The 26017-nt window shown below is 64.2% G+C and carries 23 protein-coding genes; 14 read left to right on the plus strand and 9 right to left on the minus strand.

The features are described from left to right. Window positions 1–292 precede the first annotated feature (292 nt). From C8N35_RS01030 to C8N35_RS01060, 8 genes are all read left to right on the plus strand, one after another. Entirely contained in the window at window positions 293–1708 is a 1416-nt protein-coding gene (locus C8N35_RS01030; protein ID WP_107987775.1) for an MFS transporter, read from the plus strand. A 68-nt stretch (window positions 1709–1776) separates the two neighbouring features. Beyond that, window positions 1777–2181, plus strand: a complete 405-nt coding sequence (locus tag C8N35_RS01035) for a hypothetical protein (RefSeq protein ID WP_107987776.1) — start codon at window positions 1777–1779, stop codon at window positions 2179–2181. A 91-nt stretch (window positions 2182–2272) separates the two neighbouring features. After that, window positions 2273–2899, plus strand: coding sequence for a copper chaperone PCu(A)C (locus C8N35_RS01040; RefSeq protein WP_107987777.1), 627 nt, complete (start codon window positions 2273–2275; stop codon window positions 2897–2899). 4 nt (window positions 2900–2903) lie between these two features. After that, a complete protein-coding gene (locus C8N35_RS01045) occupies window positions 2904–3524 on the plus strand; it encodes an SCO family protein (protein ID WP_107987778.1) in 621 nt (206 codons plus the stop codon). Between the two features lie 87 nt (window positions 3525–3611). Further along, window positions 3612–3755: a hypothetical protein gene (locus tag C8N35_RS23790; RefSeq protein ID WP_170121977.1), complete on the plus strand. Its 144-nt coding sequence runs from the start codon at window positions 3612–3614 to the stop codon at window positions 3753–3755. 29 nt (window positions 3756–3784) lie between these two features. After that, window positions 3785–4534: a TlyA family RNA methyltransferase gene (locus C8N35_RS01050; protein WP_107987779.1), complete on the plus strand. Its 750-nt coding sequence runs from the start codon at window positions 3785–3787 to the stop codon at window positions 4532–4534. 164 nt (window positions 4535–4698) lie between these two features. After that, window positions 4699–5928 carry a class I SAM-dependent RNA methyltransferase gene (locus tag C8N35_RS01055; protein WP_107987780.1) on the plus strand — a complete coding sequence of 410 codons (1230 nt, stop codon included), beginning with the start codon at window positions 4699–4701 and terminating at the stop codon, window positions 5926–5928. Window positions 5929–5965: 37 nt separating this feature from the next. Further along, the gene (locus C8N35_RS01060; RefSeq protein WP_210203347.1) at window positions 5966–7030 is read left to right on the plus strand and encodes a class I SAM-dependent methyltransferase; all 1065 of its coding nucleotides are present in this window, start codon (window positions 5966–5968) and stop codon (window positions 7028–7030) included. Window positions 7031–7271: 241 nt separating this feature from the next. On the opposite strand, the gene ald is transcribed toward C8N35_RS01060, so the two are convergent. Continuing rightward, the gene (ald, locus tag C8N35_RS01065) at window positions 7272–8390 is read right to left on the minus strand and encodes an alanine dehydrogenase (RefSeq protein ID WP_107987782.1); all 1119 of its coding nucleotides are present in this window, start codon (window positions 8388–8390) and stop codon (window positions 7272–7274) included. Window positions 8391–8531: 141 nt separating this feature from the next. Here ald and C8N35_RS01070 point away from each other — a divergent pair, with 141 nt between their 5' ends. Beyond that, window positions 8532–8990 (plus strand): Lrp/AsnC family transcriptional regulator, encoded by a 459-nt coding sequence (locus C8N35_RS01070; RefSeq protein ID WP_107987783.1) that lies wholly within the window; start codon window positions 8532–8534, stop codon window positions 8988–8990. 12 nt (window positions 8991–9002) lie between these two features. On the opposite strand, the gene C8N35_RS01075 is transcribed toward C8N35_RS01070, so the two are convergent. From C8N35_RS01075 to aroC, 3 genes are all read right to left on the minus strand, one after another. Further along, entirely contained in the window at window positions 9003–9542 is a 540-nt protein-coding gene (locus C8N35_RS01075) for a hypothetical protein (RefSeq protein ID WP_107987784.1), read from the minus strand. 211 nt (window positions 9543–9753) lie between these two features. Beyond that, a complete protein-coding gene (gene ribB, locus C8N35_RS01080) occupies window positions 9754–11070 on the minus strand; it encodes a 3,4-dihydroxy-2-butanone-4-phosphate synthase (protein ID WP_107987785.1) in 1317 nt (438 codons plus the stop codon). A gap of 155 nt (window positions 11071–11225) precedes the next feature. Further along, complete coding sequence (gene aroC / locus C8N35_RS01085) at window positions 11226–12311, minus strand: chorismate synthase (RefSeq protein WP_107987786.1); 1086 nt, start codon at window positions 12309–12311, stop codon at window positions 11226–11228. Window positions 12312–12528: 217 nt separating this feature from the next. On the opposite strand from aroC, the gene C8N35_RS01090 reads away from it, so the two are divergent. Further along, entirely contained in the window at window positions 12529–14013 is a 1485-nt protein-coding gene (locus tag C8N35_RS01090; protein ID WP_245926613.1) for a TrkH family potassium uptake protein, read from the plus strand. A 22-nt stretch (window positions 14014–14035) separates the two neighbouring features. Here C8N35_RS01090 and C8N35_RS01095 read toward each other — a convergent pair whose 3' ends face one another. Beyond that, window positions 14036–15505 carry a TrkH family potassium uptake protein gene (locus tag C8N35_RS01095; protein ID WP_170121978.1) on the minus strand — a complete coding sequence of 490 codons (1470 nt, stop codon included), beginning with the start codon at window positions 15503–15505 and terminating at the stop codon, window positions 14036–14038. Window positions 15506–15875: 370 nt separating this feature from the next. Between C8N35_RS01095 and C8N35_RS23795 the strand changes: the two genes are divergently transcribed. Then, window positions 15876–16133, plus strand: coding sequence for a DUF1344 domain-containing protein (locus tag C8N35_RS23795; protein ID WP_170121979.1), 258 nt, complete (start codon window positions 15876–15878; stop codon window positions 16131–16133). Window positions 16134–16157: 24 nt separating this feature from the next. Here C8N35_RS23795 and C8N35_RS01105 read toward each other — a convergent pair whose 3' ends face one another. The 3 genes from C8N35_RS01105 to fabI all read right to left on the minus strand — a co-directional run bounded on the left by C8N35_RS01105 (window position 16158) and on the right by fabI (window position 20649). After that, a complete protein-coding gene (locus C8N35_RS01105) occupies window positions 16158–16751 on the minus strand; it encodes a histidine phosphatase family protein (RefSeq protein ID WP_107987789.1) in 594 nt (197 codons plus the stop codon). A gap of 365 nt (window positions 16752–17116) precedes the next feature. Further along, complete coding sequence (locus tag C8N35_RS01110) at window positions 17117–19309, minus strand: methyl-accepting chemotaxis protein (RefSeq protein ID WP_107987790.1); 2193 nt, start codon at window positions 19307–19309, stop codon at window positions 17117–17119. A 527-nt stretch (window positions 19310–19836) separates the two neighbouring features. Further along, entirely contained in the window at window positions 19837–20649 is an 813-nt protein-coding gene (gene fabI, locus C8N35_RS01115; RefSeq protein ID WP_107987791.1) for an enoyl-ACP reductase FabI, read from the minus strand. A 197-nt stretch (window positions 20650–20846) separates the two neighbouring features. On the opposite strand from fabI, the gene C8N35_RS01120 reads away from it, so the two are divergent. Next, window positions 20847–22277: an FAD-binding oxidoreductase gene (locus C8N35_RS01120; protein ID WP_107987792.1), complete on the plus strand. Its 1431-nt coding sequence runs from the start codon at window positions 20847–20849 to the stop codon at window positions 22275–22277. 104 nt (window positions 22278–22381) lie between these two features. Here the strand turns inward: C8N35_RS01120 and C8N35_RS01125 are convergent, their stop codons facing one another. Then, on the minus strand, window positions 22382–23227 hold the full coding sequence (locus C8N35_RS01125; RefSeq protein ID WP_107987793.1) for a class I SAM-dependent methyltransferase: 846 nt from the start codon (window positions 23225–23227) through the stop codon (window positions 22382–22384). 446 nt (window positions 23228–23673) lie between these two features. Between C8N35_RS01125 and C8N35_RS01130 the strand changes: the two genes are divergently transcribed. Continuing rightward, complete coding sequence (locus C8N35_RS01130; RefSeq protein ID WP_245926614.1) at window positions 23674–24918, plus strand: MFS transporter; 1245 nt, start codon at window positions 23674–23676, stop codon at window positions 24916–24918. A 102-nt stretch (window positions 24919–25020) separates the two neighbouring features. Beyond that, on the plus strand, window positions 25021–26016 hold the full coding sequence (acuI, locus tag C8N35_RS01135) for an acrylyl-CoA reductase (NADPH) (protein ID WP_281261760.1): 996 nt from the start codon (window positions 25021–25023) through the stop codon (window positions 26014–26016). The last annotated feature ends 1 nt before the right edge of the window (window position 26017 follow it).

A 26017-nucleotide genomic window follows, 5' to 3' on the forward strand; every position in this document is an offset into this window, starting at 1 on the left:
GGGATCGTCCGGCTCGCCGTAATTCCGCCGCGTTCAGGAACCAAGCGGGAGAATGGATCGGCAAGTCGCGGTCCTGCCCTTAAGACGCAGTCAATCCGGCGGCCGGATATGTCGCGCCTCGTCGGCTCCAATGTCACCAAACACCCCGCGTCCAGCGATTGCGGGTGACCGAGCGGTCCGGAATGACACCCTTTTCCCCCGTATCAGACGCCGCTTTTCAAGGCGGCCAGCGCGCCCGGCTTGCTGAGCCTTTGCGAACGCGCGCCCTGCCTCCTCCCGCAGGCTGAGCCCCATGGCCAAAACACTCAATCCGATAGCCGCCCTCCTGCTCTCGGTCGCGCTCATGCTGCTCGGCCACGGTCTGCAGGCGACATTGCTGCCCGTGCGCGCGGACCTCGAAGGCTTCTCGGCGATCGCCATCGGCGGCATGTCGTCGGCCTATTTCGGAGGGTTCGTGCTCGGCTGCGTGCTGGCGCCCTATGCGGTGCTGCGCGCCGGCCACATCCGCGCCTTCGCAGCCCTCGTCTCGCTCGGCTCGGCCAGTGCGATCCTGTATCCCGTGCTCAACGAGCCGATCGCCTGGGCCCTGATCCGCGGCTCCTACGGCTTCACGCTGGCCGGCTTCTACCTGATCGTGGAAAGCTGGCTGAACGAACGGGCGACGAACGAGAACCGTGGCGCGCTGATGTCGACCTACATCATCGTCAACCTGGCCGCGATCACCGGCGGACAGCTGTTGCTGACGGTGATCAATCCGGAAGGCTTCACAGCCTTCGTGCTGGCTTCCGTCGCCGTGTCGCTCGCCGTTGTGCCGATCTCGCTGACGCGCTCGCAACAGCCCGCCCCCATCACCTTCGTCCGCTTTCGTCCGATGGCGCTGTACCGTGTCTCGCCGGCGGCGATCGTCGGGAGCCTGTTCATCGGGCTGGCCAATGGCACGAACTGGACGCTCGCGCCGCTCTATGCCCGCCAGATCGGCTTCGACAAGGCGGACGTCGCCTATTTCGCTTCCGCCATCATCTTCGGCGGTGCGCTGGCGCAATGGCCAATCGGCCGACTGTCGGACCGCATGGACCGCCGCTATGTGCTGATCGGACTGGCACTCGCATCGGGCACGATCGCGGGGCTCATCGCCGGCTTCGAACCGACGTCCGCACCGCTGGCCATCGCGACCGCCGGTCTTCTCGGATTCGCCTCGCAGCCCGCCTATTCGATCGCCGCCGCCCACGCCTTCGACCACGTCGAATCGGATGGCTTCGTGGAAACCTCATCCGGCCTGCTGCTCGCCAACGGCATCGGGTCGACCATCGGGCCGTTCGCCGCCTCCCTGCTGATGACGCAGATGGGGCCGAGCGGGCTCTACGCGATGATCTCGGTCGTGATGTTCGTGCTCGCGGCTTACATCATCTTCCGTATGCAGGTGCGCGAACGTCCCTCCGCGCGCCTGCACACCGAATTCGATCTGGCCGGTACCGCACAGGTTGGCGGCGTGCTGACGCCGGAACTGCTCGATGAGAGCAGCCCGCACGTGGTGGTGCCCGAATTCTCGCCCGTGCCGCACGTGACGCCGGATGCGGAGGCGGTCGCGGAGGCTTGGGAGACTGCCTGGGAGGGCGATCTGCCGGACGACATCGATATCACGCAGAGCGAGGCGGACGAAGACGCGAATGCGCTGGGGGATGCGGGGATGGACGACAAGGCCCGCTGAGGACAAATGTTGCCGTTGGGAGATGCGCTCTCGACGGCTGCACGCTTATGAAGCATAGTCCACCCGCGATGAGAAACCGGACGGGCTTTCTTCACCTGCTCAGAACAGAACGCAAGGCGCTGTCGATGCTGGCAGCCGCCGGCATGCTGGCGCGTGTGTTCATCGGCCTGATCGGGCTTGCGCTCGCACCGTCCGACGCGCTGGCGACCAGTTCCGTTCTCATCATCTGCTCGGGAACCACCGGCGGCGCGCAGCCGGTCAAGGGCGTGCCTTGGGCCGCGTTCCAGTGCCCCTGTGCGGCCTGTCACCATACAGGCTGCGCCGTTGCCTGCACCCCACCGGCCGGAGCCGTTGCCCTGCCCTTGCCACAACCGGCACATTCGCATGTGCTGGCCGTGCCCCTCGGCGCCCGGCATGCCGCGCAAAGAACTGGCGACCACACCCGCATCCGCGCTCCTCCCCTGAACGGCTGAACCCCGCATTCACGTTTTCCAGGCGAGGCCCAGCCTCGCACCGTTCATGCGCATGGTCAGACGGTTAAGCCGCCATGCCGAGGAGTTATCCATGAAGACCCTGTTTTCGCTTGCGGCAGCCGCCGCCCTTTCCGCGTCTCTGGCCGTCTCGATGGCGTTTTCCGCCCAGGCCCATCCGAAATCGGTCACCGTGGGCGATCTGAAGATCGACCTGCCGTGGACGCGGGCGACTCCCGGCAAGGCCGCGGCCGGCGGCGGTTTCCTCAAGATCACCAACGAGGGCAAGGAAGCGGACCGGCTCGTCGGCGCCTCCTCGCCGCGGGCAAAACGCACCGAAATCCACGAAATGTCCGTCAAGGACGGCATCATGGTGATGCGTCAGGTCAAGGGCGGGCTCGAGGTTCCGGCCGGCGGCGTGCTGGAACTGAAGCCGGGCAGCTACCATGTCATGTTCATGGGCCTTCCCGCCCCCTTCAAGGAAGGCGAGATGATCCCGGTCACGTTGACCTTCGAGAAGGCAGGCAGCGTCGAGGTCGAGCTGACGGTCGAGAAGCCGGGCGCGAAGGATCCGGCCAACGCCATGAGCATGGGCCACGACATGCCGGCGAAAGACATGCCGGCGAAAGACATGCCGGCGAAAGACATGCCGGCGAAAGACATGGCCAAGGACGGCAAGCCGATGAAAATGGACCATGGCAACCACGACATGAAACAGTGAGATCATGAGCGCAGGAAAGATCATTCGCTACGGGGCGTGGGCGGCGGTAGCCGCCCTCGTTCTCGTCGTCGGCGGAATTGCGGCCTGGAGCTACCTCGGCAAGGGTGACGGCAAGAGCCTGATCGCCCCCGTCGCCACCATTGGCGGGCCGTTCACCCTGGAAAACGGCAAGGGCGAGACCGTCACCGAGGCCGATCTGAAGGACAAGCCGACGGTGATGTTCTTCGGCTACACCTTCTGCCCCGACGTGTGCCCGACGACACTCGCCGAACTTCAGGGCTGGATCGAGCAGCTGGGACCGGATGCGGACAAGCTCCATTATGTGTTCGTGACCGTCGATCCAGAACGCGACACGCCCGACGTGATGGCCTCCTACGTCGCGGCCTTCGACGACCACATCATGCCGCTGACGGGCACGCGCGAGCAGGTCGACAAGATGATCAAGGCCTACCGCGTCTACGCCCGCAAGGTGCCGCTTGATGATGGCGGGTACGCGATGGACCACTCTGCCGGGCTCTACCTGTTCAACGCGAACGGCCACTTCGTCGGAACGATCGCCTATGGCGAGGATACGGACGTCGCCATGCAGAAGCTGAAGCGGCTGATTACAAAAGCGGAAAGCTGACCCGCCTGGCCCAGATTGCGGCGGGTGGCTGACGCCCCCCGCCGTTTGCGCTATAATTGGCGCCTTCGAAGGAAGGATCTGAACGAAATGACCGCCACACCCGTCACATGGGCCGTGATCGGAACGCTGGGAGCTATCGTGTTCGCGGCAACGATCGCGCTGTGGGCACGCTACGGCGAGCTGATCTTCGTCCAGTCCCTCCTCAACGGAATTGCCGGCTGCTTCGGCTGACGGCTCGCTTTTCAAAGACACAACGGCACATGACGAAAACGACGGCGAAGCTGCGGCTGGACCAGTTGCTGGTCGAACGCGGCCTGGCGGAGAGCCGCGCGCGGGCGCGCGACGCCATCCTGCGCGGGCACGTGCTGATCAACGGGCAGGCGGCCTCCAAGCCCGGCCAGACGGTTGCGGGCGATGCGGAAATCGCCATCGATGATCCAGCCGCCGGCTACGTCTCGCGCGCGGCGCTCAAGTTGATCGCCGGGCTGGATGCCTTCGCAATCGATGTCGATGGATGCCGGTGCCTCGATATCGGCGCTTCGACCGGCGGCTTCACGCAGGTGCTGCTTGCGCGAGGGGCGGCGAGCGTCGATGCGATCGATGTCGGTCACGACCAGTTGCATCCATCGCTGGCGGCCGATCCGCGCGTTCATTCGCTGGAAGGCGTCAATGCGCGGGCGCTGGGCTTGGACCACCTCACCGGCGCGCCCGAAATCGTGGTGTCCGACGTGAGTTTCATCTCGCTGAAGCTGGCCCTGCCTCCGGCATTGGGCCTCGCCGCGCCCGGCGCGCGGGCGCTGTTTCTGGTCAAGCCGCAGTTCGAGGCCGGCAAGGAACGGATCGGCAAGGGCGGGCTGGTCGATCCGGAGGTGGCCGAAACGGTGGCCGATGACATTCGCCACTGGCTCGCCATACAGCCCGGCTGGCGTGTCCTCGGCATGGTCCCCTCGCCGATCAAGGGCGGCGACGGGAACGGAGAATACCTGCTGGGGGCGGTGAAGGAGAAATAGTCGCCATATTATTTTGGGAAGGCTACGCGTCTCGTGCGAAATGGCGACGTTCTTCGCAGCCCTGCGGTAAAACACCGGTTCGCGCCCCGCTCCCGATCTCCCATTTCCATGGCCTTGCAGGCCGCAATCCTGTAAGCCCGGCACAACGCCAGCAGGACGCCCGCATGACAGATACCGTTACCATCGACCACCTCGCCCACCGCGGCGACGGGGTCGCCTCCATGAACAGCAAGCCGGTCTTCATCCCGTTCACCCTTCCCGGTGAGCAGGTCGAGATCGAGCGCAACGGCGAACGGGCGCGGCTGGTTTCGATTGTGACCCCCTCGCCCTCGCGCATCGAGCCGATGTGCCGGCATTTCGGCACCTGCGGCGGTTGTGCCCTGCAGCACCTGGAAGGCGGGGCCTACCGGGCATGGAAAGAGGAGCAGGTCGCGGCGGCGCTCGCCTCGCGCGGGCTGGAGGCGGAGATTTCGCCCATCGTTCCCGCATCGCCGGGCACGCGGCGGCGGGCCGTTCTGACCGCGGTCAGGGCTGGCGGGCGTGTGCTCGTCGGCTATCACGAGCGCATGGCCAACCGGCTCGTGGCGATTACGGAATGCGCCGTCGCCACGCCGCGCATCGTGTCCGCTCTTCCCGATCTCACGCGCCTGGCCGATCGGCTGGCACCGCGCAAGGGCGAGTTGCGGCTCACCGTGCTTGACACCACGTCCGGCCTCGACGTGGCCGCCGAAGGCGCCAACGGCAAGGCCGCGCGCGATTTTCCCGGCCTCGGCCGGCTGGCCGCCGAAGCGGACTTCGCGAGGCTTTCCGTCGATGGCGAAGTGGTCATCGAAATCCGCCCGCCGGCGCTCAATTTCGGCGGCGCGGCCATGGTGCCGCCCCCCGGCGGTTTCGTGCAGGCAAGCGCGGAGGCAGAGGCCGCGATGGCGGACGCCGTGCTGAAGGCAATTACCGGCACAAAGCGGGTTGCCGACCTTTTCGCCGGATCCGGCACCTTCGCGCTCAGGATCGCACGCGACGCGCTGGTCCATGCGGTCGAAGGCGACAAGGCCGCGATTGGCGCGCTCGATCGCGCCTGGCGGCAGGCACCGGGCCTGAAGACAATCACGCAGGAAGTCCGCGACCTCTTCCGCAGTCCGCTGCGGCCGGGGGAGCTTGAGAGCTTCGATGCGGTGGTCTTCGATCCGCCGCGTGCGGGTGCCAAGGAACAGGTCGCCCAGCTCGCGGCGAGCGCGGTCGCGCATATCGTGGCCGTCTCCTGCAATCCGGCGACGCTGGCGCGCGATCTGCGCATCCTCATCGATGGCGGCTACCGGCTTTGCTCCGTCCAGCCGGTGGACCAGTTCCTGTTCTCGCCCCACATAGAGGTGGTCGCCCATCTGAAACGGGGCTAGCGCGCGTCGCATGGCCCAACTCAAGGAGGAGGGAGCCATGGCCGGGACACTTGAACGACCGCAATCGCTTTCCGGCTGGGCGCGCCGCGCGCGTTTTGCGACCCGAAGCATAGGCCGGCTCGCCTGGTACGGCGCCCACCGCTACGCCACGCGCCGCATCGACGGACGGATCGGCGCGGATTACCCCGAGTACCGCATCGCGCCGCCGCAAGGCCCGGTGCCGAGCGAACGGCGCATCCTCGCCGACATCGCCCGGCTGCAGGCAAGCGACCTCGCCAATGTGGAGGCCGGGCACTACCCCATGCCGGCGGGCGAGCCGGATGGCCTTGTCGGACTTCTGCGCCGGGCCCGGAAGTTCTACGCCGACGTGCCCGATGCCGCACACCGGCGACGACGCGCCGAGGACGGCGAAGGGGCAGCCGCGAACGAGCCCTATTACATGCAGGATTTCCATTTCCAGGCGGACGGCTGGATGTCGGAGGCGTCCGCCGATCTCTACGATTTCCAGGTGGAGGTGCTGTTCAACGGATCGGCCGCGGCCATGCGACGGCAGGGACTGGTACCGCTCGCCCGGCTGGTGCGCACCAGGGACCAGCGCACGCTGCAATTCGCCGACATCGCCTGCGGCACGGGCAACATGCTGCGCGAGGTGACGCGCGCCTTTCCGCGTCTGCCGGCCATCGGTATCGATGTGTCCGAACCTTACCTGCGCCATGGGGCAAGGCGTGTGCGCCGGGCGCGGGACCGGAGGTTCGCCGCAGCGCTCGCCGAGGCATTGCCGCTTGCCGATGAAAGCCTTGATGCGGCGAGCGTCGTCTATCTCTTCCACGAACTGCCGCCGGAAGCGCGCAGGGCCGTGGCCGGCGAACTTGGCCGGGTGCTCAAGCCGGACGGTGTGCTCGTCTTCATCGACACGCTGCAAATGGGCGACGAGCCGGACTATGACGGCCTGCTGGAGCTTTTCCCGCAGCTCTTCAAGGAGCCCTATTACGAGGGCTTCGTGCACGAGGATCTCGACGCGCTCTTCGCCCCGCACGGATTGCGCCGCGAGGACGCGTGGAACGCCTACGTCTCGCGGGTGAGCGTGTTTCGCAAAGGCTGAGCGGGGCGCGCTGCTCCCCCTGTCTCTCCGTCATTGCCAGATTCAATCTCTCCAGCGTCATCCCGGGCGCGATGCGGCACGCCAGTGACGCTTCGCAGACCCGGGATCGAGGCACCGTGTCTGCCGCCCGGGATGACACCGGAAGAAATGGCGCTGGGAGAGGCGCACCTGAGGGCTCCGGAGAGCTTCGCTCGAGACGCGCGGAGCGCCCTTCCCGGAGCGCGCCGCGCATTTCGCCTACCTACGCCGCGAGCGCCTTATCGGCCTCGACATAGGCGTGGCCGAGGGCTTCCGACACGGCCTTGTAGGTGATGCGGCCGCCCTGGACGTTGAGGCCCGCCTTCAGGTGCGCATCGTCGGCGAGTGCCGTCTTCCAGCCCTTGTCGGCAAGCGCGAGCGCGTAGGGCAGCGTCGCGTTGGCAAGCGCGAAGGTGGAGGTACGCGCCACGCCGCCCGGCATGTTGGCCACACAATAATGCACCACGCCATCGACCACGTAGGTGGGTTCGGAATGGGTCGTGGCGTGGCTCGTCTCGGTGCAGCCGCCCTGGTCGATGGCGACATCAACGATGGCCGAGCCCTTGCGCATGGTGGACAGCATGTCCCGCGTGATGAGCTTGGGCGCGGACGCACCCGGGATCAGCACCGTGCCGATGACGAGTTCGGCGTTGGCGACGAGTTCGGCCAGCGTATGGGCGTTGGAATAGGCGGTCTTAACCGCCGTGCCGAACTGGGCGTTCAAGCGGCGCAGCACGTCGGCGGAACGGTCGACCACGGTGACGCTGGCGCCAAGGCCCAGCGCCATCTGCGTGGCATGCGTTCCCGCCATGCCTCCGCCCAGAACAAGCACGTCAGCGGGCGGCACGCCCGGCACGCCGCCCAGCAGCATGCCGCAGCCACCTTGCGCGTTCTCAAGGCAATGGGCGCCGGCCTGGATGGACATGCGGCCGGCGACTTCCGACATCGGCATCAAGAGCGGCAGACCGCCGGCGGCGTTCGTCACCGTCTCGTAGGCGATGCAGGTCGCGCCGGATGCCATCAGGTCCAGGGTCTGTTCGGGATCGGGAGCGAGGTGGAGATAGGTGAAGAGGATGTGATCCTCGCGCAGACGCTTGCGCTCCACCGCCTGCGGCTCCTTCACCTTCACGATCATGTCGCTTTCGGCGAAGACCGTTTCCGCATCGGGCGCGATCTTCGCGCCGGCGGCGACATAGGCATCGTCTGAGAGCCCCGCACCCAGCCCGGCGCCCGTTTCGACCAGCACCGAATGGCCATGGACGACAAATTCCTGCACGCCAGCGGGGATGACGCTCACCCGGTCTTCGTGGTTCTTTATTTCCTTCGGGATTCCAATTCGCATGAGGTTATCCTTTTCATCTGTTCCCGTGGCACAGACTGAACCTCCTTTCCGTCAATTTTCTCGCGATTTGACGTGTCGTTATGGCCAATGATCGCATAGTCTGCGAAAATGGACCGTAAATTCCGCAAATAGAAATCGCATATGAAATTTGATACCCGCGACAAGGCCATCCTGCGCGCGCTTCAGGACAATGGACGCCTGACGAACGCGGAACTGGCGGAGATGGTGAACCTGTCGCCCTCAGCCTGCCTGCGCCGCACAAAGATGCTGGAGGAAGCCGGCATCATCGCCGGCTACGCGATGCTGCTGAACGCCAAGGCGGTGGGGCTCGCCGGAACGGCCTTCGTGCAGGTGACGCTGAAAGGCCAGCGGCGCGAGGAACTCGACCGCTTCGAGAAGGCTGTGGCGAATATTCCGGAAATCCTGGAGTGCTACCTGCTCGCCGGTCAATATGATTACATGCTGCGCATCGCCTATCGCGACGCGGAAGATCTGGAGCGCATGCACAAGGACACGCTGACCGGCCTGCCGGGCGTGGACCGCGTGCAATCGATGCTGACGCTCAGGACAGTCAAGCGGACGACGAAGCTGCCGGTGTGAGATCGAACCGGGCTACCGCCCGCCTGCCCGATACGCCCGCAAACGCCCCAAAATGTCCTCCGGCCGGCCCTTCATCGGATGGAGCGGCACCTCGATGCGGGTTTTGCTCTTGCGCCGGTATGCGCGCGTCATCAGGTTTCTGTACCAGACAGCCTTTTCCGGCTTGGCCACAGCCTCTTCAAGCGGGCGATGAAGCGTGACGATCAGCGTCGAGAGCAGGATCTGGCGTACGGCCGTGTTGAAAAGTTCGAGATGCGCAATCTCCGCCCAGGCGATGAAGCCGATGCCGGCGATGAAGAGGCCGTCATCGTTGGCGCCAAGCTGCGGGCGGCGGAGTTCCACCAGCGGGAAGAAGTAGAACGACAGGATGAGCGCCAGAATGGTGAGGACATAGAGCCGGGGATCGCCCCAATAGGCCGCGAGGAACCCGGTCAGCACCGCGCCGGCAAGCCCGCCATAGACGGGGCCTTCACCGCTCCCGCTGCGATAGCCGGTCGCGAAGGGGCGCGGACCCGTGTCCTCGAAGGGATCGTGCGGCAGTTGCGTTTCCATGCGCGTCCCGGCGGCTGTTGAGATCCGCCATACTAGAGCATATTCCGATCAGATTGAATCGGTCCGATCGACACGAATACGCTCAAGGTATTGATCCGGGGCGTTTTCCTGCCGCGCAAGGTCGGCAACGCCATCGCTCCCCGCGCCCAAGGCGGATGGAGCGTGCGGTGCGGCGGGGTCCGGAAAGGATCGCACCGCACCGGACGCGATTTCAACCGTCGATGATCTCGGTCGACTCGATGTGGATGCCGAAACCTTCCAGGCCGACATAGTGGCGCTCGCGCGAGGCCAGCAGGCGGATCGAGGCGACGCCGAGGTCCTTGAGGATCTGCGCGCCGAGGCCGATTTCACGCCAGGAATCGGAGCGGGCCTGTGCGGAGGCATGCTCTTCCGCATCGCGGGCAAGCTCGTCACGGGCGCGGCGCGACTGGCGGGCGACGCCGACGGAGCCTTCACGCAGATAGACGACAACACCACGGCCCCGTTCGGCCAGCCCCTTCATGATGCCGTCCAGCGCCTGAGCGCGGCCGAAGACATCGTCGATGACCGATTCCAGATGGAGGCGAACCGGCACGTTGCGCCCGTCGAGGATATCACCGTAGACGACGGCAAGATGATCCATCGGATCGTAGGGCGTGGAATAGGTGATGGCGTAGGCCGGGCCGGCCATCGTCTCGATCGTCTGTTCGTAGACGCGCTCGACCAGCGTTTCCTTACGCTGGCGCCAGGCGATGAGATCGGCGACGGAGACCTGCTTCAGCCCGTGCTTGTTGGCGAATTCCGTCACCTGGGGGCCGCGCGTCACCGTGCCGTCGTCATTGACCATCTCGCAGATGACGCCGACTTCAGGAAGACCCGCCAGCCGGCAGAGATCGACCGCGGCTTCCGTATGACCGGAACGCATCAGCACGCCGCCATCCTTGGCGATCAGCGGAAAGACATGGCCGGGACGGACGAAGTCGGCAGCCCCGGAATTCGGATTGGCGAGGCCACGCACGGCCGCGGTGCGATCCTCGGCGGAAATGCCCGTCGTGGTGCCGTGCTTGTAGTCGATGGAAATGGTGAAGGCGGTGGAATGCGGCGCATCGTTGTCGCTGACCATCGGGTCGAGACGCAGCTTGCGGGCGAGTTCCTTGGTGATCGGGGCGCAGACGATGCCGGAGGTGTGGCGGATGATGAAGGCCAGTTTTTCCGGGGTGGCGTGGGCGGCGGCGAGGATCAGATCGCCTTCGTTCTCACGGTCGTCATCGTCGGTCACGACAACGATCTCGCCGTTCTCGAATGCGCGGATGGCTTCCGCGACGCGGGACTGGGACATGTCGGTTTCCTTTGCGGGCCTCAGCCCGAGAAAGTCGTTGGGCGTGACGGCGCCGTCCGTGGCGTTCGCGATGCGCGTCCCCATCTCGCGCGAGATCCAGACATTGGGATCATTGCACAAGGCGGTGACGGCCGCCGGCGAGAGGCCGGCGCGACGGGCAAAGGCGGAACGGGTTTCCTTGGCTTGGACAAGCCATTCGTCGAGACGCATGCGCGTAATATAAAGCCGCAAATTTCAGTATCAATGAAAAATGAAATAAATTTCAGTATCGCTGAAAACACCTGCGATCAGCGCGATCATCATAGTCTCCGAACCGGGGCCGGGGCAATCCGCAGGATGCCCCGGAGACCTCCCGGCCTTCCGCCCTACCCAACCTGCGCCCGGTTTCTCAGGAAATGATCGGCCAGCACGCAGGCCATCATCGCCTCGCCGACGGGAACCGCGCGGATGCCGACGCAGGGGTCGTGGCGGCCCTTGGTCATCACGTCGACCTCCTCGCCCGTGCGGGTGACCGACTTGCGCGGCGTCAGGATCGACGAGGTCGGCTTGACGGCGAAGCGCACCACCACCGGCTCGCCCGACGAAATCCCGCCCAGAACGCCACCGGCATTGTTGGACAGGAAGATCGGCGTTTTTCCCTGACCGATGCGCATCTCGTCGGCGTTTTCCTCGCCGGTGAGCGAGGCAGCCTCGAAGCCGTTGCCGATCTCCACGCCCTTGACGGCGTTGATCGACATCATCGCGGCGGCAAGGTCCGCGTCGAGCTTGCCGTAGATCGGCGCTCCGAGGCCGACCGGCACGTCTTCCGCGATCACCTCCACCACGGCCCCGACAGAGGAGCCGGATTTGCGGATACCGTCGAGATAGTCCGCCCATTCGCCCGCCGCTTGCCGGTCGGGACAGAAGAAGGGGTTGTTGTCGATCTCGGCCCAGTCCCAGCGGCTGCGATCTATCTTGTGCGGCCCAATCTGGACGAGCGCACCGCGAATGCGGATTCCGGGGATCACCTTGCGGGCCACACCGCCGGCGGCCACGCGCGCAGCGGTTTCGCGCGCCGAGGAACGTCCGCCACCACGATAGTCGCGGATGCCGTACTTCGCGTCATAGGTGTAATCGGCATGACCGGGCCGGAAGCGTTCCTTGATCTCGGAATAGTCCTTGGAGCGCTGGTCCGTATTCTGGATCTCAAGCGAGATCGGCGTGCCCGTGGTCTTCTGCACGCCATCGCCATCGACCATGACGCCGGAGAGAATGCGGACCTCGTCCGCCTCGCGCCGCTGGGTGGTGTATTTCGACTGCCCCGGCTTGCGCTTTTCCAGCCAGCCCTGAAGATCGGTCTCGGTGAGCGGGATCAGCGGCGGGCAGCCATCGACCACGCAGCCGATCGCGGGTCCGTGGCTTTCGCCCCAGGTGGTGACGCGGAAGAGATGACCGAAGGTATTGTGCGACATGGGGCCCCGGGTGCTTGCTTGGCTGTGGGCCGGTTCTAGTCGCTTGCCTGGAATAAGAAAAGAGCCTCGCTGCGGCGGCGGCCACATCAACGACGGCCTAGCGGGTGGTATCGGAGGTGACAAAGCTTGACGAGGGCGGATACTGCGGCATATGAGCGAGCGCCCTCGCCGGGGCATCCCGCCGGTTATCCGGAAGCTGCCACGGAGGGTCTCCGCCTTGCAGCCAGTTCGTGATGTTGCGCCCAAGGTCTCGCTCGGGCAATCGATCCGCTTTGTCCTGTTCGTCAACGGCATGCTGTTGCTGTTGCTGGCCGCCGCCATGCTGGTGCCGATGCTCATCGACCTGGCGAGCGACAGTATCGACTGGCACGTCTTCGCCCTGTCGGCGATGGTGACGGGCTTTGTCGGCGCCGCCCTGGTGGCCGCCATGCGCCAGCGCGAACCGCAGATCGAAATGCGCACCGGTTTCCTGCTCACGGTCACGAGCTGGACCGTGCTGTGCGCTTTCGCGACCCTGCCGCTGGCTTTCTCTTCGCTGCATCTGAGTTTCACCGACGCGTTTTTCGAGACCATGTCGGCGCTGACGACGACAGGCTCCACCGTGCTGTCGGGCCTCGACACCATGCCCTGGGGGCTGTTGTTGTGGCGCTCGCTGCTGCAATGGCTGGGCGGTATCGGCATCGTCGTCATGGCGATCGTCATCCTGCCCTTTCTGCGCATCGGCGGCATGCAGCTTTTCAGAACCGAATCCTCCGATATCTCCGGCAAGCCGGTGGCGCGCGTGGTGCAAATGACGGAGCTGACGGTTGCCGTCTATGTCGGGCTCACGGCGGCCTGCGCGATCGGCTTCATCGTCGCGGGCATGCCGAGCTTCGATGCGGTCAACCACGCGATGACGACGATCGCCACGGGCGGACTGTCGATCAAGGATGCTTCGCTCGGCTACTACCATTCGCTGCCGATCGAACTGGTCGCCATCGTCTTCATGACGGCGGGTGCCCTGCCGCTGATCTGGTATGCGGAATTGCTGCGCGACCGGAGCAAGGCGCTTCAGGAAACGCAGGTGCGCGTCTTCATCGCGGTGCTGTGCGCCGCCATCGTGCTGATGACGACATGGAACATGGTCGCCAACACCATGGACATCCGCACCGCCTTGCGGCTGTCGGCCTTCAACGTCACCTCCGTCCTCACCGACACAGGCTTCGCCACCACCGACTTCTCCGCCTGGGGCGGGTTCGCCGTCGGGCTGTTCTTCCTGTTGATGCTCGTCGGCGGATGCGCGGGTTCCACCTCCGGCGCCATCAAGATCTTCCGCTGGCAGATCCTGTTCTCCAGCCTTGGCGCGCAACTCAAGCAGGCCATCTCGCCCCACCGCGTGGTGGTGACGCGTTACGCGGGAAGGACCGTCGACAGCGAGATGGTCGACAGCGTGCGCAATTTCTTCTTCATGTACGTGATCACGCTGCTTGTCCTCTCGCTTCTGGTGATGGCGACGGGACCGGACTTCCTCTCCGCCACCAGCGCAGTCGCCCAGGCGATGGCCAACGCAGGGCCGGGACTATCGCCCGCCATCGGCCCGGCCGGCAATTTCGCGGGGATGAGCGATCCGGCCAAATGGCTGCTCGCGCTCGCCATGCTGCTGGGACGGCTGGAGCTTTCCACGGTCTACATCCTGCTTCTCGTGGATTACTGGCGGCGCTGAGACCGGGGCGCCGCGAGCCGGCTCAGCGATAGAAGGCCGGCACCACCAGCACGAACACGGTCATGATCTCAAGCCGGCCGATCAGCATGGCGGCGGAAAGGATCCATTTCGCGGCATCGGGCAGCGAGGCGAAATTGCCGGCGGGGCCAATGACAGCGCCTATGCCGGGGCCGACGTTGGACAGCGCCGTAATGGAGCCTGACAGCGCCGTCATCGGATCGACGCCGGCGAGCTGCAAAAGCAGCGACACGGCGAGCCAGGTCGCGATGTAGAGAAAGAAGAAGACGCAGACCGAGGCCACTTCCTCATCGGACAAGGCGCGCGCGCCGTAACGCGGCACGATGATGGCGTGGGGAAAGCTCTGGCGGGTCATCAGCTGACTGATCATGCGCGACAGCACCTGAAAGCGGAAGATCTTGATGCCTCCCGCCGTGGAGCCCGTGCAGCCGCCGACAAAGGTGAGCAGAAAGAACATGCCGGCCACCGGCGTTCCCCAGGCCAGATAGTCCTGCGTCGCGTAGCCCGTCGTGGTGACGACGGAAACCACGTTGAAGGCGGACTGCGTCAGGGCGGACGCAAACGGAATGCCATCGACGATGACAAGCCAGAGCGCGATGGCGAAGCTGACGACGGAGAGAAACAGCAGAAAGCCGACGACCTGCGTCTCCACGCGACTGGAAGACTGGGCGCGCCGGGCAAGGCGGACATAGGTCAGGAACGGAATGCCCGATGCCGCCATGAAGAAGACCGACGCCCAGTCGATGAAGGCGTTGTCGAAATAGCCCATCGAGGCATCGTGGGTCGAGAACCCGCCGGTGCATACGGTGGTAAAGGCGTGGTTGAGGGCATCGAACCAGCTCATTCCGCCGATCCGGTAGGCGAGGATGCAGGCGGCCGTGATCAGCATGTAGATGGCAAAGATCGCGAAGGCGAGCTGGCCCGACCGGTAGAAGAGCTTTTCCGAGCGGTCGGAAGATTCCAGCTTGAAGAGCTGCATGCCGCCAAGACGCAGGAAAGGAAAGATCACCAGCGCCATGCCGATGATGCCGATCCCGCCGACCCACTGCATGAGCGAACGCCAGAGCAGGACCGTCTCAGGCTGGTTGTCGAGCCCGCTCATGACCGTGGAACCGGTGGTGGTCACGGCCGAGACGGTCTCGAAATAGGCATCGGCGACCGACAACCCCTCCGGCGACAGCATCAGGGGGACCGCGGCCACGAATGGCACCACGACCCAGGCCGTTGTTACGAACAGCACCGCCTGGCGGAAATCCATTCCGTATCGGGTCGGCGTGAAGGTGACGATGATCGCCACACCCAGCATGAAGGTGCCGACAGAGGAAACCAGGAAGGCCTGTGCCTCGCCATCAAGCAGCGACATCGAAACCATGACCAGCAGCATTTCGGCGAGCGCGATCACGATCAGCAGCCAGCCGATCGGAAAGATCACCAGATTCCGGCGATCGGCGGCCGAATGGCCTTTCGCAGTCACGCCATGTTCCGTCACAAAGAAGCTCTTCGCGGGATCGAAAACGGCGCTCGGCGCCGATCAGGACACGTGTTTTGATCCAGGCCCGGACGTCGTCGGGGAGGTTCAGGGCCCGGCAGCCGGAACCGTCTTCCGGTGTCTGTCGAATAGACCATTTCCAGCGCACGCGAAAGCACTTGACGAAATCGCGAACATGGATGAAATGGCGATCGTCCCGCATGGCCAAGCACGTGCCCGGCCGGCAGATCCAACAAGACAGGATCCCAGCCCGCCGCAGCGCCCAGAAGACGCCCGGAGGCGGCGCAACCGGCGGGGCGTTCGTCATTTTCAAACTTCGGCCGCACATGACGGCCTGCTTTCAAGGAATACCCCGATGGCTTCCTTTGTCCGGGCAGCGCTCGCGCTCGCCTTCATGACGTTCGCCACCGTCTCCGCCTTCGCAGACGAGGCGCGCGGCAAGATCGCGTCTATCGACCCCGAAAACTACGTGCTGGTGCTCGACGGCAACCGCACCTTCGCCATCCCCGAGGAGTTCTACGTCGAGGATCTGGAACCCGGCATGACCGTCGTGATCCAGTTCGAGGTCGTGGAAGGCGAAAACGTCATCACCGATCTGGAGATCGGCGAGTAAACCCGGCTCGACAACACGGACCTGTCAGAGCCAGGTGCCCAGGCGGCCCTGTACGACGAGAACCCGGTCCTGATCGATCGGGCGAACCGGCAAGCAGCCGCTGGGTGCCGAAAACAGCAGTCCCCGCAACACCCGAAGGACGCCGCCGTGGGTCACCACGACGGCGTCTCCCTCCATCGTCTCAAGCCAGCCGGCGATGCGTCGCGAGAGCCCCGCGTAACTCTCTCCGCCCGGCGGAACAAAGCCCCATTTGTCGGCCCGACGCGCACGCACCAACCGACGGTTTTGCGCCTTCAGTTCCTTGAGGGTGGACCCTTCCCACTCTCCAAACGTCAATTCCCTCAAGACATCGCGCCGCTCGAAGGCCGTCGGATCGAGGCCGATCTCGGTACGCACGAGCCGCATCGTCTCGCAGGTTCGCCGCATCGGCGACGCAAGATACGCAAAGCTCTCCGGATCGCGGCCAGAGGCCTCGAAATAGGCTTTCACGGCACGTCCGTTACGACGCGCCTGGTCGCGGCCGACATCGCTCATATCGACCTCGCGCTGCCCCTGAAGGCGGCCTTCGACATTCCAGGGCGTTTCACCATGGCGAATGAAAATCATCGTGGGAGACATGTGCGATCCGGCGCAGGCGAGCAGGAGGGAGTGCTGGCGCGACTATGGCCGCCCGGATGGCGTGGAGCAAGCGGCGCGGCAACAAAACCGCCTGACGGCGCGAAACCTTCGCATAACGGACAAGGCTCGGCGGAAGCCTGTTTTCACAATTGAACGCGGCTGCGTCGAGGATACGCGGGGAGATTGCCGAGACGAACGAGACCGATTGGCCGGATCGGAAACGCACCGGACAGGGCGGCTCGCCGAGCGTTACCGACGATTTCGCCAATGTCATCTACCGGATTTCATTCGGAGACGGAGCGGCGACAAAAAAGGGGAAGCAGGCCAGATGCCGGCTTCCCCTTTTCCTTCAATCGAGCAAGCAATCAGGCGGCACGGACGGTCTTGAGGAACTCATCCATCACCCGGCGCAACGTCGTGGACTGCGAACTCAGTTCGTCCACGGCGGCCTGAACGTCGCCCGCCGCACTCGTCGCGTCGGAGGCGGCGGCTGTGATGCCGCGGATATTCTCCGAAACCTGGGAGGACCCTTGCGAAGCCTGCACCACGGAGTAGGAGATTTCCTGCGTTGCCGTGCCCTGCTCGGACACCGCCTCCGCGATCGCCGCCGAAACCTGGTTGATCTGTTCGATCACCTGGGTGATGCCGACGATCGCCGTCGCGGATTCCTGAGTGGAGTTCTGGATCTCGCCGATCTGGGTGGCGATTTCCGAAGTCGCTTTCGAGGTCTGCTCGGCCAGCTGCTTGACCTCTGCCGCCACCACCGCGAAGCCCTTGCCGGCCTCGCCGGCGCGCGCCGCCTCGATGGTCGCATTGAGCGCCAGAAGATTGGTCTGGTTCGCGATCGTGTCGATGAGATCGATCACGTCGCCGATGCGGGTGGCAGCACTCGACAGCTCGCGGACCTTATCAGCGGTCTGTTCGGCATCCGTTGCCGCCTGACCGACGACGCGGGCCGACTCGTCGACCTGCCGCTTGATCTCGCCGATCGAGGCGGAAAGCTCTTCCGCAGCGGAGGCCACCGTCTGAACATTGCTTGAGGCTTCGCTGGAGGCGGAGGACGCGGATTCCGATTCGGAAGCCACTTTCTTCGTCACCGAGTTCATGACGCTGGAGGCGCCCTTCAGCTTGTCGGACGCGCCGACCACGCCCGTGACAACGGCTGCCATGGACCGTTCGAACTCGTCGGCCAGCTGCATCATGGTGCTGCGGCGCTCCTCTTCCTGACGCGCGCGGTTGGCCGCATCCGTTTCCGCCTTGCGCTTGGCCTCCTGTTCGGCAGCGACCCGGATCTGATCGACGGCGCGGGCGATGTCGCCGATCTCGTCGCGCCGGTCGGCTCCGGCGATTTCATCCAGCGTCTCGCCTGTCGCCAGCTTGCGCAGGGCGGCGGTCAGTCTGGCGATGGGCGAGGAAATTCCGCTCGCCAGGAAAGCCATGCAGAGCGTCGCGACCACGGCAATCGCCAGGCCCGTGATGACTTGCCAGCTCATCTCGCTGGAACTGCGTTCGCTCAGCGACTTGGACAGTTCCGTCGCCTCCGCCATGACGACCGTGCGGGGAACGGTGATCAGAACGGACCAGGCCTGCCCGGTACGTCCGAGAGCGACGGGAGAGAAGACCTGGAGCTTATCGGTGTTCGGGTCGAGCTGAACCGTCGCGGTGCCGTTGCGAAGGATATCCTGCTGCTTGGCCGCTTCCGGATCGACCTGATCGAGAGGGCCACCGACGGCAGCCGGCATCTGCGAGGAGGCGACGACGAGCCCGTCGCTGGAAACGATGGTGACATCGCCGCGCCCGCCATAGACGCGCTGTTTCACCTCTTCAGCGAGTGTCTGAACGAAATCGAGGTTGAAATCGGCGCCCGCGACACCGGCGAACTTGCCGTCCACCATGATCGGCACCGACAAGGTCGCCAGAAAAACCGACTTGCCCTGAACAATGTAGGGCAACGGTGCCAGAACGCTTTCCTTGCCGGTGGTCTGCGGGCCAATGAACCACCCCCCCTTCATGACACCGTTAGGATGAAGGGCGGTGCTGTCATATTCGACCAGCGGCTGCAGGGCGATATTGCCGTCCGCATCGCGTGTCCAGTACGGCAGGGCACGGCCGGTCTTGTCGGATCCGACGCCCTTGTTGCCGACGAATGCCGCGTCGTTGCCGTCGAGCGCGTTCGGCATCCAGGCACTGTAGGTGCCGTTGAAACGCGGGTTGTCCTTCAAGACGCCAAGCAGAATCGCGTTGAGCTGGGCGCGCCGCTTGTCGGGCTCGGTCGCATCCGCACCAGCCCCGGCGACGACTTCGAGAGCCCGCGCCATGTTGCGCGCGGCGTTGAAGGCGGTCGTCACCTCGTTTCCGATCACACTCGCCTGAGATGCGGCAAGGCGCTGAAGCGATTGTCGGCTGCTGGTGTCGAGGAGTTCTTCGACATTCGTTGCAACGTAGCGGGAAGTCCTCTCAACCGAGTAGATGTTGAAGCCCACCAAAGTGCCGATCGCGGCCAGAACGCAGAAGGTGGATACGGCCACGATCTTGACTTTTACTGAATGCAAATTCATGCGGAAACCCCCACCGAGCCAGCGGCATGTAGTTGAAACCAAGACGCACTTCACCCGCAAGCAACACGCATGCGCATAACTCGTCTAACATTATTTGTATTTATCCAGCATTAAATAATCATTACTTTAGACGGTAGGTAATAATACTAATATTTCAATCAATAATTATAACTATTAATAACTAAAAATGCTTATATACTTGAGTTTCTGAGCCAAGAAAACGAGCGGAGCCCCAACACACGCACTTCGTCTTTTTGGAGAAATTGCCTTCGCTCGCACGACGCAGCGCCGGAACGCGGGGAGCGTTCATCACGGGAGCACGACGTCGCGATGCAGGGCGTACGGATATCGGAGGACAGCAAGCGCTCCGGACAGATCCACCCGGCAACGACGCTTCAAACCCGGCCGACGCAAAATGCAGGCGCTGTCACGCGAAAACGGGCGCGAAGGAGTCGCGCCCGCTGGTAACCCGCAAGACAAAGCCGGCAGCAGGTGGCGGCTGAATTCTGGCGTGCCGTACGGCGCGCTCAGACCGTGGTGATGTCCGGCGCGTCGACGTTCTTCATGCCGACGACGTGGTAGCCGGAATCGACGTGCGTCACTTCACCGGTGATGCCCCGAGCGAGATCGGAAACCAGGAACATGGCCGCATCGCCGACCTCATCGATCGTGGTGTTGCGGCGCAGCGGCGAATTGTATTCGTTCCACTTCAGGATATAGCGGAAATCGCCGATGCCGGAGGCCGCCAACGTCTTGATCGGACCGGCGGAAATCGCGTTGACGCGAACGTTGTTGGGGCCGAGGTCGACAGCGAGATAACGCACGCTCGCCTCCAGCGCGGCCTTGGCGACGCCCATGACATTGTAGTTCGGCATCACGCGCTCTGCGCCAAAATAGGTCAGTGTCAGGATCGCGCCGCCGTCCGTCATCAACTTCTCCGCGCGGCGCGCGATCGTCGTCAGCGAGTAGCAGGAGATCAGCATCGTCCTGGAGAAGTTCTCCGGCGTCGTATCGACATAGCGGCCGGTCAGCTCATCCTTGTCGGAAAACGCGATGGCGTGGATCAGAAAATCAATCTTGCCCCACTGCTTCTCGACCTCGGCAAAAACCGCGTCGATGGTGGCTTCGTCGGTGACATCGCAATGGCCGACGACAATGCCGCCCAGTTCGGCCGCAAGCGGCTCGACACGCTTCTTCAGGGCATCGCCCTGGTAGGTGAACGCGAGTTCCGCACCGGCATCCCTCAACGCCTTCGCAATGCCCCAGGCAATTGACCGATTATTCGCAATGCCCATGATAAGGCCGCGCTTGCCCTTCATCAGTCCGCCTGTTTCCGCCATCGTCATCCCCTAAAACAAAAGCCCTGTAAACGCCCGCGCGCACCAAACCAGCGCGGAGATCGGGCCGGCCTCCTATCGCACACCCCCCTTGAAGCTTCAAGACACGCCATCTCCATGTTGGCAAAATCCGTTCACGGCTTTAAACGACTGGGGAGACTTCTCCCAAGCGCCCCAAACTCGCATCGAGACAGCGCCAGATGACAAAACCTCTTGCCAAGCCTTCCACCGATCTCGTCGCACGCTTCGCCGCCATCGTCGGTGAAAAGAACGCCCTGACGAAGGACGCCGACACCGCGTCCTACCTGGTCGAGCCGCGCGAACTCTATCCGGGCAAGACAGCGCTGGTGCTTCGGCCGGGCTCCACACAGGAGGTGTCACAGATCCTGGCGCTGGCCAACGCGGAAGGCATCGCGGTCGTGCCGCAGGGCGGCAACACCGGGCTCGTCGGTGGCCAGATCCCCGACGTTTCGGGGGATCAGATCATCATCTCGCTGTCGCGCATGAACCGCATCCGCGAAATCGACGAGAGTGGAAACACCATGACGGTGGATGCCGGCGTTGTCCTGGAGACGATCCATCGGGAAGCCGAAAAGATCGGCCGGATCTTTCCGCTGACGCTCGGCGCGCAGGGCTCGTGCGAGATCGGCGGCAACCTCTCGACCAATGCCGGCGGCACGGCCGTGCTGGCCTATGGCAACACCCGCGAGCTCATTCTCGGGCTCGAGGTCGTGCTGCCCGACGGACGCGTCTGGGAGGGTCTGAGGAAACTTCGCAAGGACAATACAGGTTACGATCTGAAACAATTGTTTATCGGTGCGGAGGGCACCCTGGGGATAGTCACGGCCGCCGTTCTGAAGCTGTTCCCGGCCCCCAAGGCGCAGGAAGTGGCTTTTGCGGGACTCACCGATCCGGAAGGGGCACTTAAGCTCTTCAACATGGCGCGTGCGCGGGCCGGATCCATGCTGACCGGCTTTGAACTGATGCCGCGCATCGGCATCGAGTTCACACTGAAGCACCTGGACGGCGCGCGCGATCCGCTGATGGCGCCGCATCCCTGGTACGTGCTGATGGAGCTTTCCTCGGGCAGCGATGCGGAAGCCGCGCGCGCGCTGATGGAACTGATCTTCGAAGACGCCTTCGAGCACGGACTGGTGGACGATGCGGCGCTCGCCGAAAGCGTCGCCCACCGCGAGTCCTTCTGGCGCCTGCGCCACGGCATGTCGGAGGTCCAGAAGGCGGAAGGCGGCTCGATCAAGCACGACGTGTCGGTGCCGGTCGCCAGAATTCCGGAATTCCTGGAACGGGCCACGAAGGCGATCGAGGAAGCGATCCCCGGCTGCCGCCCCTGCCCCTTTGGCCACATGGGCGACGGCAACATCCACTACAATGTCTCGCAGCCGGTGGATGGCGACAAGGCGGCGTTCCTGGCGCGCTGGGACGAGGCGAACAATATCGTCCATGCGATCGTCGACGAACTTGGCGGCTCGATCTCGGCCGAGCACGGCATCGGCATCCAGAAACGACACCTGCTGCCGAAGGTGAAGAGCGACGTCGAGCTCGACATGATGCGCGCGCTCAAGGCGACTTTCGACCCGAACGGGATCATGAACCCGGGCAAGATGCTCTAGGTATTGATCCGGAGAGTTTCCTATCGACCAAGCGATTCCGCTTCGTCGGAAAGTGCTCGAGGGTATGGACCCGTGCCGATTGCGGCAAGGGCCCGCAAGGGCACTCAGCCCTTGCGGGCGATCACCAGGTGGCCCGGCACAGGGACGCCCTTCTCCGCGCGCACGGTGATGTCGTCCATCGCGAGCACGGTGAAGCCGTGCGCCTCCAGCGTGGAGCGAACATAGCCGCCCGACTGGGCATAGCGGCGGCTGTCGCCCAGAATGTAGGGCTTGCCGGCAAACGACGCCGCGTCCAGCGTTTCAGTGGAAAAGGCGAACACGCCGCCGGCGTTCAGCCTGTCCGCGGCAGCGGCCACGATCGCCTCGATCGCCCCCAGATAGGGAAAGACATCAGTGGCGACGATCAGGTCCCAGCTCGGGCGGCTGTCGTCCTCTTCCTCGAATTCCTGCAGGAACTCCACCGCCTCGCCGGTGTAGAGATCGGCATAGACGCCGCGATCGAAGGCGATCTCCACCATGCGTTCGGAAAGATCGACCCCCGTCATCGCATCGCAGATGTCGGAAAGCGCCAGGCCGGACAGACCTGTGCCACAACCGAGATCGAGAGCGCGCGGATGGGGGCCGGGCGCATGAGCCCGCAACGCGTCGTGCAAAAGAAGCGGCACGCAATAGCCGAGTTGGTCGACCAGGATCTCTTCGAAATCATCCGCGTGCTGATCGAAGAGCGTGGCGACATAGGCGTCCGGCATCTTCTCGGGCGCCTCGCCCCTGCCCATCGCGGCAAGGCGGATGGTGATACCGCAATGGTCGGCGGGATCAATCTTCAGCGCTTCTCGATAGGCGGCAACCGCCGCCGGCACGTCTCCGTCGCGTTCCAGTTGCAGGCCGCGGTTGTAGGCCTCCGCCAGAGCCTCTTCGTCGAAACCGGCCTCTTCTTCGAAATCGTCCATGACACGCGCCTTCTTTCAGCAAGGTGAGCCCTGATAGGCACAGGCACGAGGGATGGCAAGAGGCCGAGGCGCAGCCATCGCTTTCCGGCGCAGGTCAGGCTCCGATCGCCGGTCCGTCTCTTTCCGGTTCCGCTTGAAATCGAGGAAGAAATTCCGGCATGTGTCGACGTGCGGGACCACATCGCATCTGCGGAAGCCTCAGGCGTATTTTCCGTTTCATCAGAATGTTTGATATAGGCCATGAATAGTTTTGACTTATCAACATGGACGCACGGTCCTATAGCCAAGATATGTCCGGGAAAGAACTGAGCCTGTTGCCGCGCGGCTGAGGGGCATGCGTGGAAGTGCGCGTCGCGATATCTTTTATCGGGAAAGGCCGTTTGGTTGAGGCAATCGCGATGGGCGCGTCGCGCGGGCGAGCAGGCCATATGGAGGGGAGCAGACCTTTGAGCCAATCGAGTACCGCAGGTGCCGCAACGCCGTTCTGGCGTGCGCTTCCCTTCATCATCGCTTGCGGCGGTCTCGTCGCAATGGCTTCTTTCGGGCCGCGTTCCTCGATGGGGCTCTTTCTCACGCCGATGACGGAAGCGCGCGGCTGGAGCCGGGAAACCTTCGCGTTTGCCATCGCCGTCCAGAACCTCATCTGGGGCATCGGCCAGCCGTTCGCCGGCGCCTTTGCCGACCGGTACGGCACCACACGCGTGCTGATAGCAGGCGCACTCCTGTGCGGCGGCGGGATGATGCTCATGGCCTGGGCACCGACGCCGCTCTGGCTGCATATCTCCGCCGGCCTGTTGTTCGGCGTGGGCCTGTCCGCTTCGTCCTTCTCCATCGTCCTTGCCGCCTACGGCCGGATCGTGTCGCCCGAAAAGCGCTCCATCGCGTTTGGCATCGGCACGGCGGCGGGTTCCTTCGGCCAGTTCCTTTTCGCCCCGCTCGGCCAGGCGCTCATCGACGTTTATGGCTGGCAGATGGCGCTTCTCGGCCTGGGTGGACTGACATTCATCCTCATCTCCATCTTCTCCCTTCCGCTCAAGGGCAAGCCGACGTCGCATCCTTCCCAGTTCGGCGGCCGCGACCAGACCATCCGGGAAGCCCTGTCGGAGGCTTTCAGCCACCCGAGCTACCTGTTGCTCGTCGCCGGCTTTTTCGTCTGCGGTTTCCACCTTGCGTTCATCACGGTGCACCTGCCGGCCTATATTGTCGACAAGGGGCTGGATCCGTCCTGGGGCGGCTGGTCGATCGCGCTCATCGGTCTTTTCAACGTCGTCGGGTCACTGGTCGCCGGCTCGCTCGGTCAACGCCACCCCAAGCAGATCATGCTGGTCGCGATCTATCTGGCGCGCTCGGCAATCATCGTGTTCTTCGTGATGCTGCCGATGACACCCGTCACGCTGATGATCTTCTCCGCCTCCATGGGCCTGCTGTGGCTTGCGACCGTGCCGCCGACCTCCGGCCTCGTCGCGGTGATGTTCGGGCCGCGCTATATGGGAACGCTGTTCGGCGTCGTCTTCCTGTCCCACCAGATCGGCTCGTTCATCGGCGTGTGGCTTGGCGGGCTGCTCTATGACACCACCGGATCCTATGACGTGGTGTGGTGGATCAGCGTCGGCCTGGGCGTCTTCGCCGCGGTCGTGCATTGGCCGATCAAGGACCAGGCGATCGAGCGCATAATGCCTGCCGCCGAATAGGCGGCAAGGCGCCGCGGCGGCGGCGGGCGCATTCGACCTTGTTCGTCGCACGCTGTCCTGCAACAAGTTCCCCCAATGAAATTCTCAAGGGGAGAACGCGACGTGGAACGTTTCAACGCGATCTGGATCACCCGCGAAGAGGGTGCGAAGAAGCAGAATCCGGCTGAAGTCCGGGAAATCTCGCTTGATGATCTCATGCCCGGCGATGTCACGGTCCGGGTGAAATACACCACCATGAACTACAAGGATGCGCTCGCTATCACCGGGCGCAATCCGGTCGTGCGCACCTTCCCGATGATCCCCGGCATCGATCTCGCGGGCGAGGTGGTCGCCTCCGACAGCGTGAAATTCAAGCCCGGCGACAAGGTCCTGCTAAACGGCTTCGGCGTCGGCGAGACACATATGGGCGCCTATGCGGAGATGGCCCGGCTCAACGCCGACTGGCTGATTGCGATGCCTGCCGGTTTGAGCGGCTGGCAGGCGATGGCCATCGGGACGGCGGGCTACACGGCGATGCTCTGCGTGATGGCGCTGGAACGCGCAGGCCTTGTCCCGGATGCCGGCCCGATCCTGGTGACCGGAGCGTCCGGCGGCGTTGGATCGGTTGCCACAGCCATTCTGTCGCGCCTCGGCTTCGAAGTCATCGCCTCCACCGGGAAATCGTCCGAAGAGGCATACCTGAAGCGCCTCGGCGCATCTTCGATCATCGACCGGGGCGAACTATCGGCCCCCGGCCGCCCGCTCGGCAAGGAGCGCTGGGCCGGCGCCATCGATGTCGCGGGGAGCTTTACGCTCGCCAACGTGCTCGCGCAGACGCGCTATGGTGGCGCGGTCGCGGCCTGCGGTCTGGCGCAGGGCATGGACCTGCCGGGTTCCGTCGCCCCCTTCATCCTGCGCGGCGTGACGCTTTGCGGAATCGATTCGGTCATGGCGCCGATCCCGCGCCGCATCGAAGCCTATGAGCGGCTGGTGAGGGATCTCGACAAGAACCTTCTCACCGAAATCAGCACCGAGATCGGTTTCGACGACCTCATCGGCAAGGCCGACGAACTGCTCGACGGCAAGGTGCGCGGCAGGCTCGTGGTGAAGATGGGCTGAG

This window comes from Breoghania corrubedonensis (assembly GCF_003053845.1).
GTDB lineage: Bacteria > Pseudomonadota > Alphaproteobacteria > Rhizobiales > Stappiaceae > Breoghania > Breoghania corrubedonensis.

What these genes read in the sequence shown, in the direction of transcription:
- C8N35_RS01030 (WP_107987775.1), top strand. Translation starts at nt 293, where the DNA reads ATGGCCAAAACACTCAATCCGATAGCCGCCCTCCTGCTCTCGGTCGCG.
- C8N35_RS01035 (WP_107987776.1), top strand. Translation starts at nt 1,777, where the DNA reads ATGAGAAACCGGACGGGCTTTCTTCACCTGCTCAGAACAGAACGCAAG.
- C8N35_RS01040 (WP_107987777.1), top strand. Translation starts at nt 2,273, where the DNA reads ATGAAGACCCTGTTTTCGCTTGCGGCAGCCGCCGCCCTTTCCGCGTCT.
- C8N35_RS01045 (WP_107987778.1), top strand. Translation starts at nt 2,904, where the DNA reads ATGAGCGCAGGAAAGATCATTCGCTACGGGGCGTGGGCGGCGGTAGCC.
- C8N35_RS23790 (WP_170121977.1), top strand. Translation starts at nt 3,612, where the DNA reads ATGACCGCCACACCCGTCACATGGGCCGTGATCGGAACGCTGGGAGCT.
- C8N35_RS01050 (WP_107987779.1), top strand. Translation starts at nt 3,785, where the DNA reads ATGACGAAAACGACGGCGAAGCTGCGGCTGGACCAGTTGCTGGTCGAA.
- C8N35_RS01055 (WP_107987780.1), top strand. Translation starts at nt 4,699, where the DNA reads ATGACAGATACCGTTACCATCGACCACCTCGCCCACCGCGGCGACGGG.
- C8N35_RS01060 (WP_210203347.1), top strand. Translation starts at nt 5,966, where the DNA reads ATGGCCGGGACACTTGAACGACCGCAATCGCTTTCCGGCTGGGCGCGC.
- ald (WP_107987782.1), bottom strand. Translation starts at nt 8,390, where the DNA reads ATGCGAATTGGAATCCCGAAGGAAATAAAGAACCACGAAGACCGGGTG.
- C8N35_RS01070 (WP_107987783.1), top strand. Translation starts at nt 8,532, where the DNA reads ATGAAATTTGATACCCGCGACAAGGCCATCCTGCGCGCGCTTCAGGAC.
- C8N35_RS01075 (WP_107987784.1), bottom strand. Translation starts at nt 9,542, where the DNA reads ATGGAAACGCAACTGCCGCACGATCCCTTCGAGGACACGGGTCCGCGC.
- ribB (WP_107987785.1), bottom strand. Translation starts at nt 11,070, where the DNA reads ATGCGTCTCGACGAATGGCTTGTCCAAGCCAAGGAAACCCGTTCCGCC.
- aroC (WP_107987786.1), bottom strand. Translation starts at nt 12,311, where the DNA reads ATGTCGCACAATACCTTCGGTCATCTCTTCCGCGTCACCACCTGGGGC.
- C8N35_RS23795 (WP_170121979.1), top strand. Translation starts at nt 15,876, where the DNA reads ATGGCTTCCTTTGTCCGGGCAGCGCTCGCGCTCGCCTTCATGACGTTC.
- C8N35_RS01105 (WP_107987789.1), bottom strand. Translation starts at nt 16,751, where the DNA reads ATGTCTCCCACGATGATTTTCATTCGCCATGGTGAAACGCCCTGGAAT.
- C8N35_RS01110 (WP_107987790.1), bottom strand. Translation starts at nt 19,309, where the DNA reads ATGAATTTGCATTCAGTAAAAGTCAAGATCGTGGCCGTATCCACCTTC.
- fabI (WP_107987791.1), bottom strand. Translation starts at nt 20,649, where the DNA reads ATGGCGGAAACAGGCGGACTGATGAAGGGCAAGCGCGGCCTTATCATG.
- C8N35_RS01120 (WP_107987792.1), top strand. Translation starts at nt 20,847, where the DNA reads ATGACAAAACCTCTTGCCAAGCCTTCCACCGATCTCGTCGCACGCTTC.
- C8N35_RS01125 (WP_107987793.1), bottom strand. Translation starts at nt 23,227, where the DNA reads ATGGACGATTTCGAAGAAGAGGCCGGTTTCGACGAAGAGGCTCTGGCG.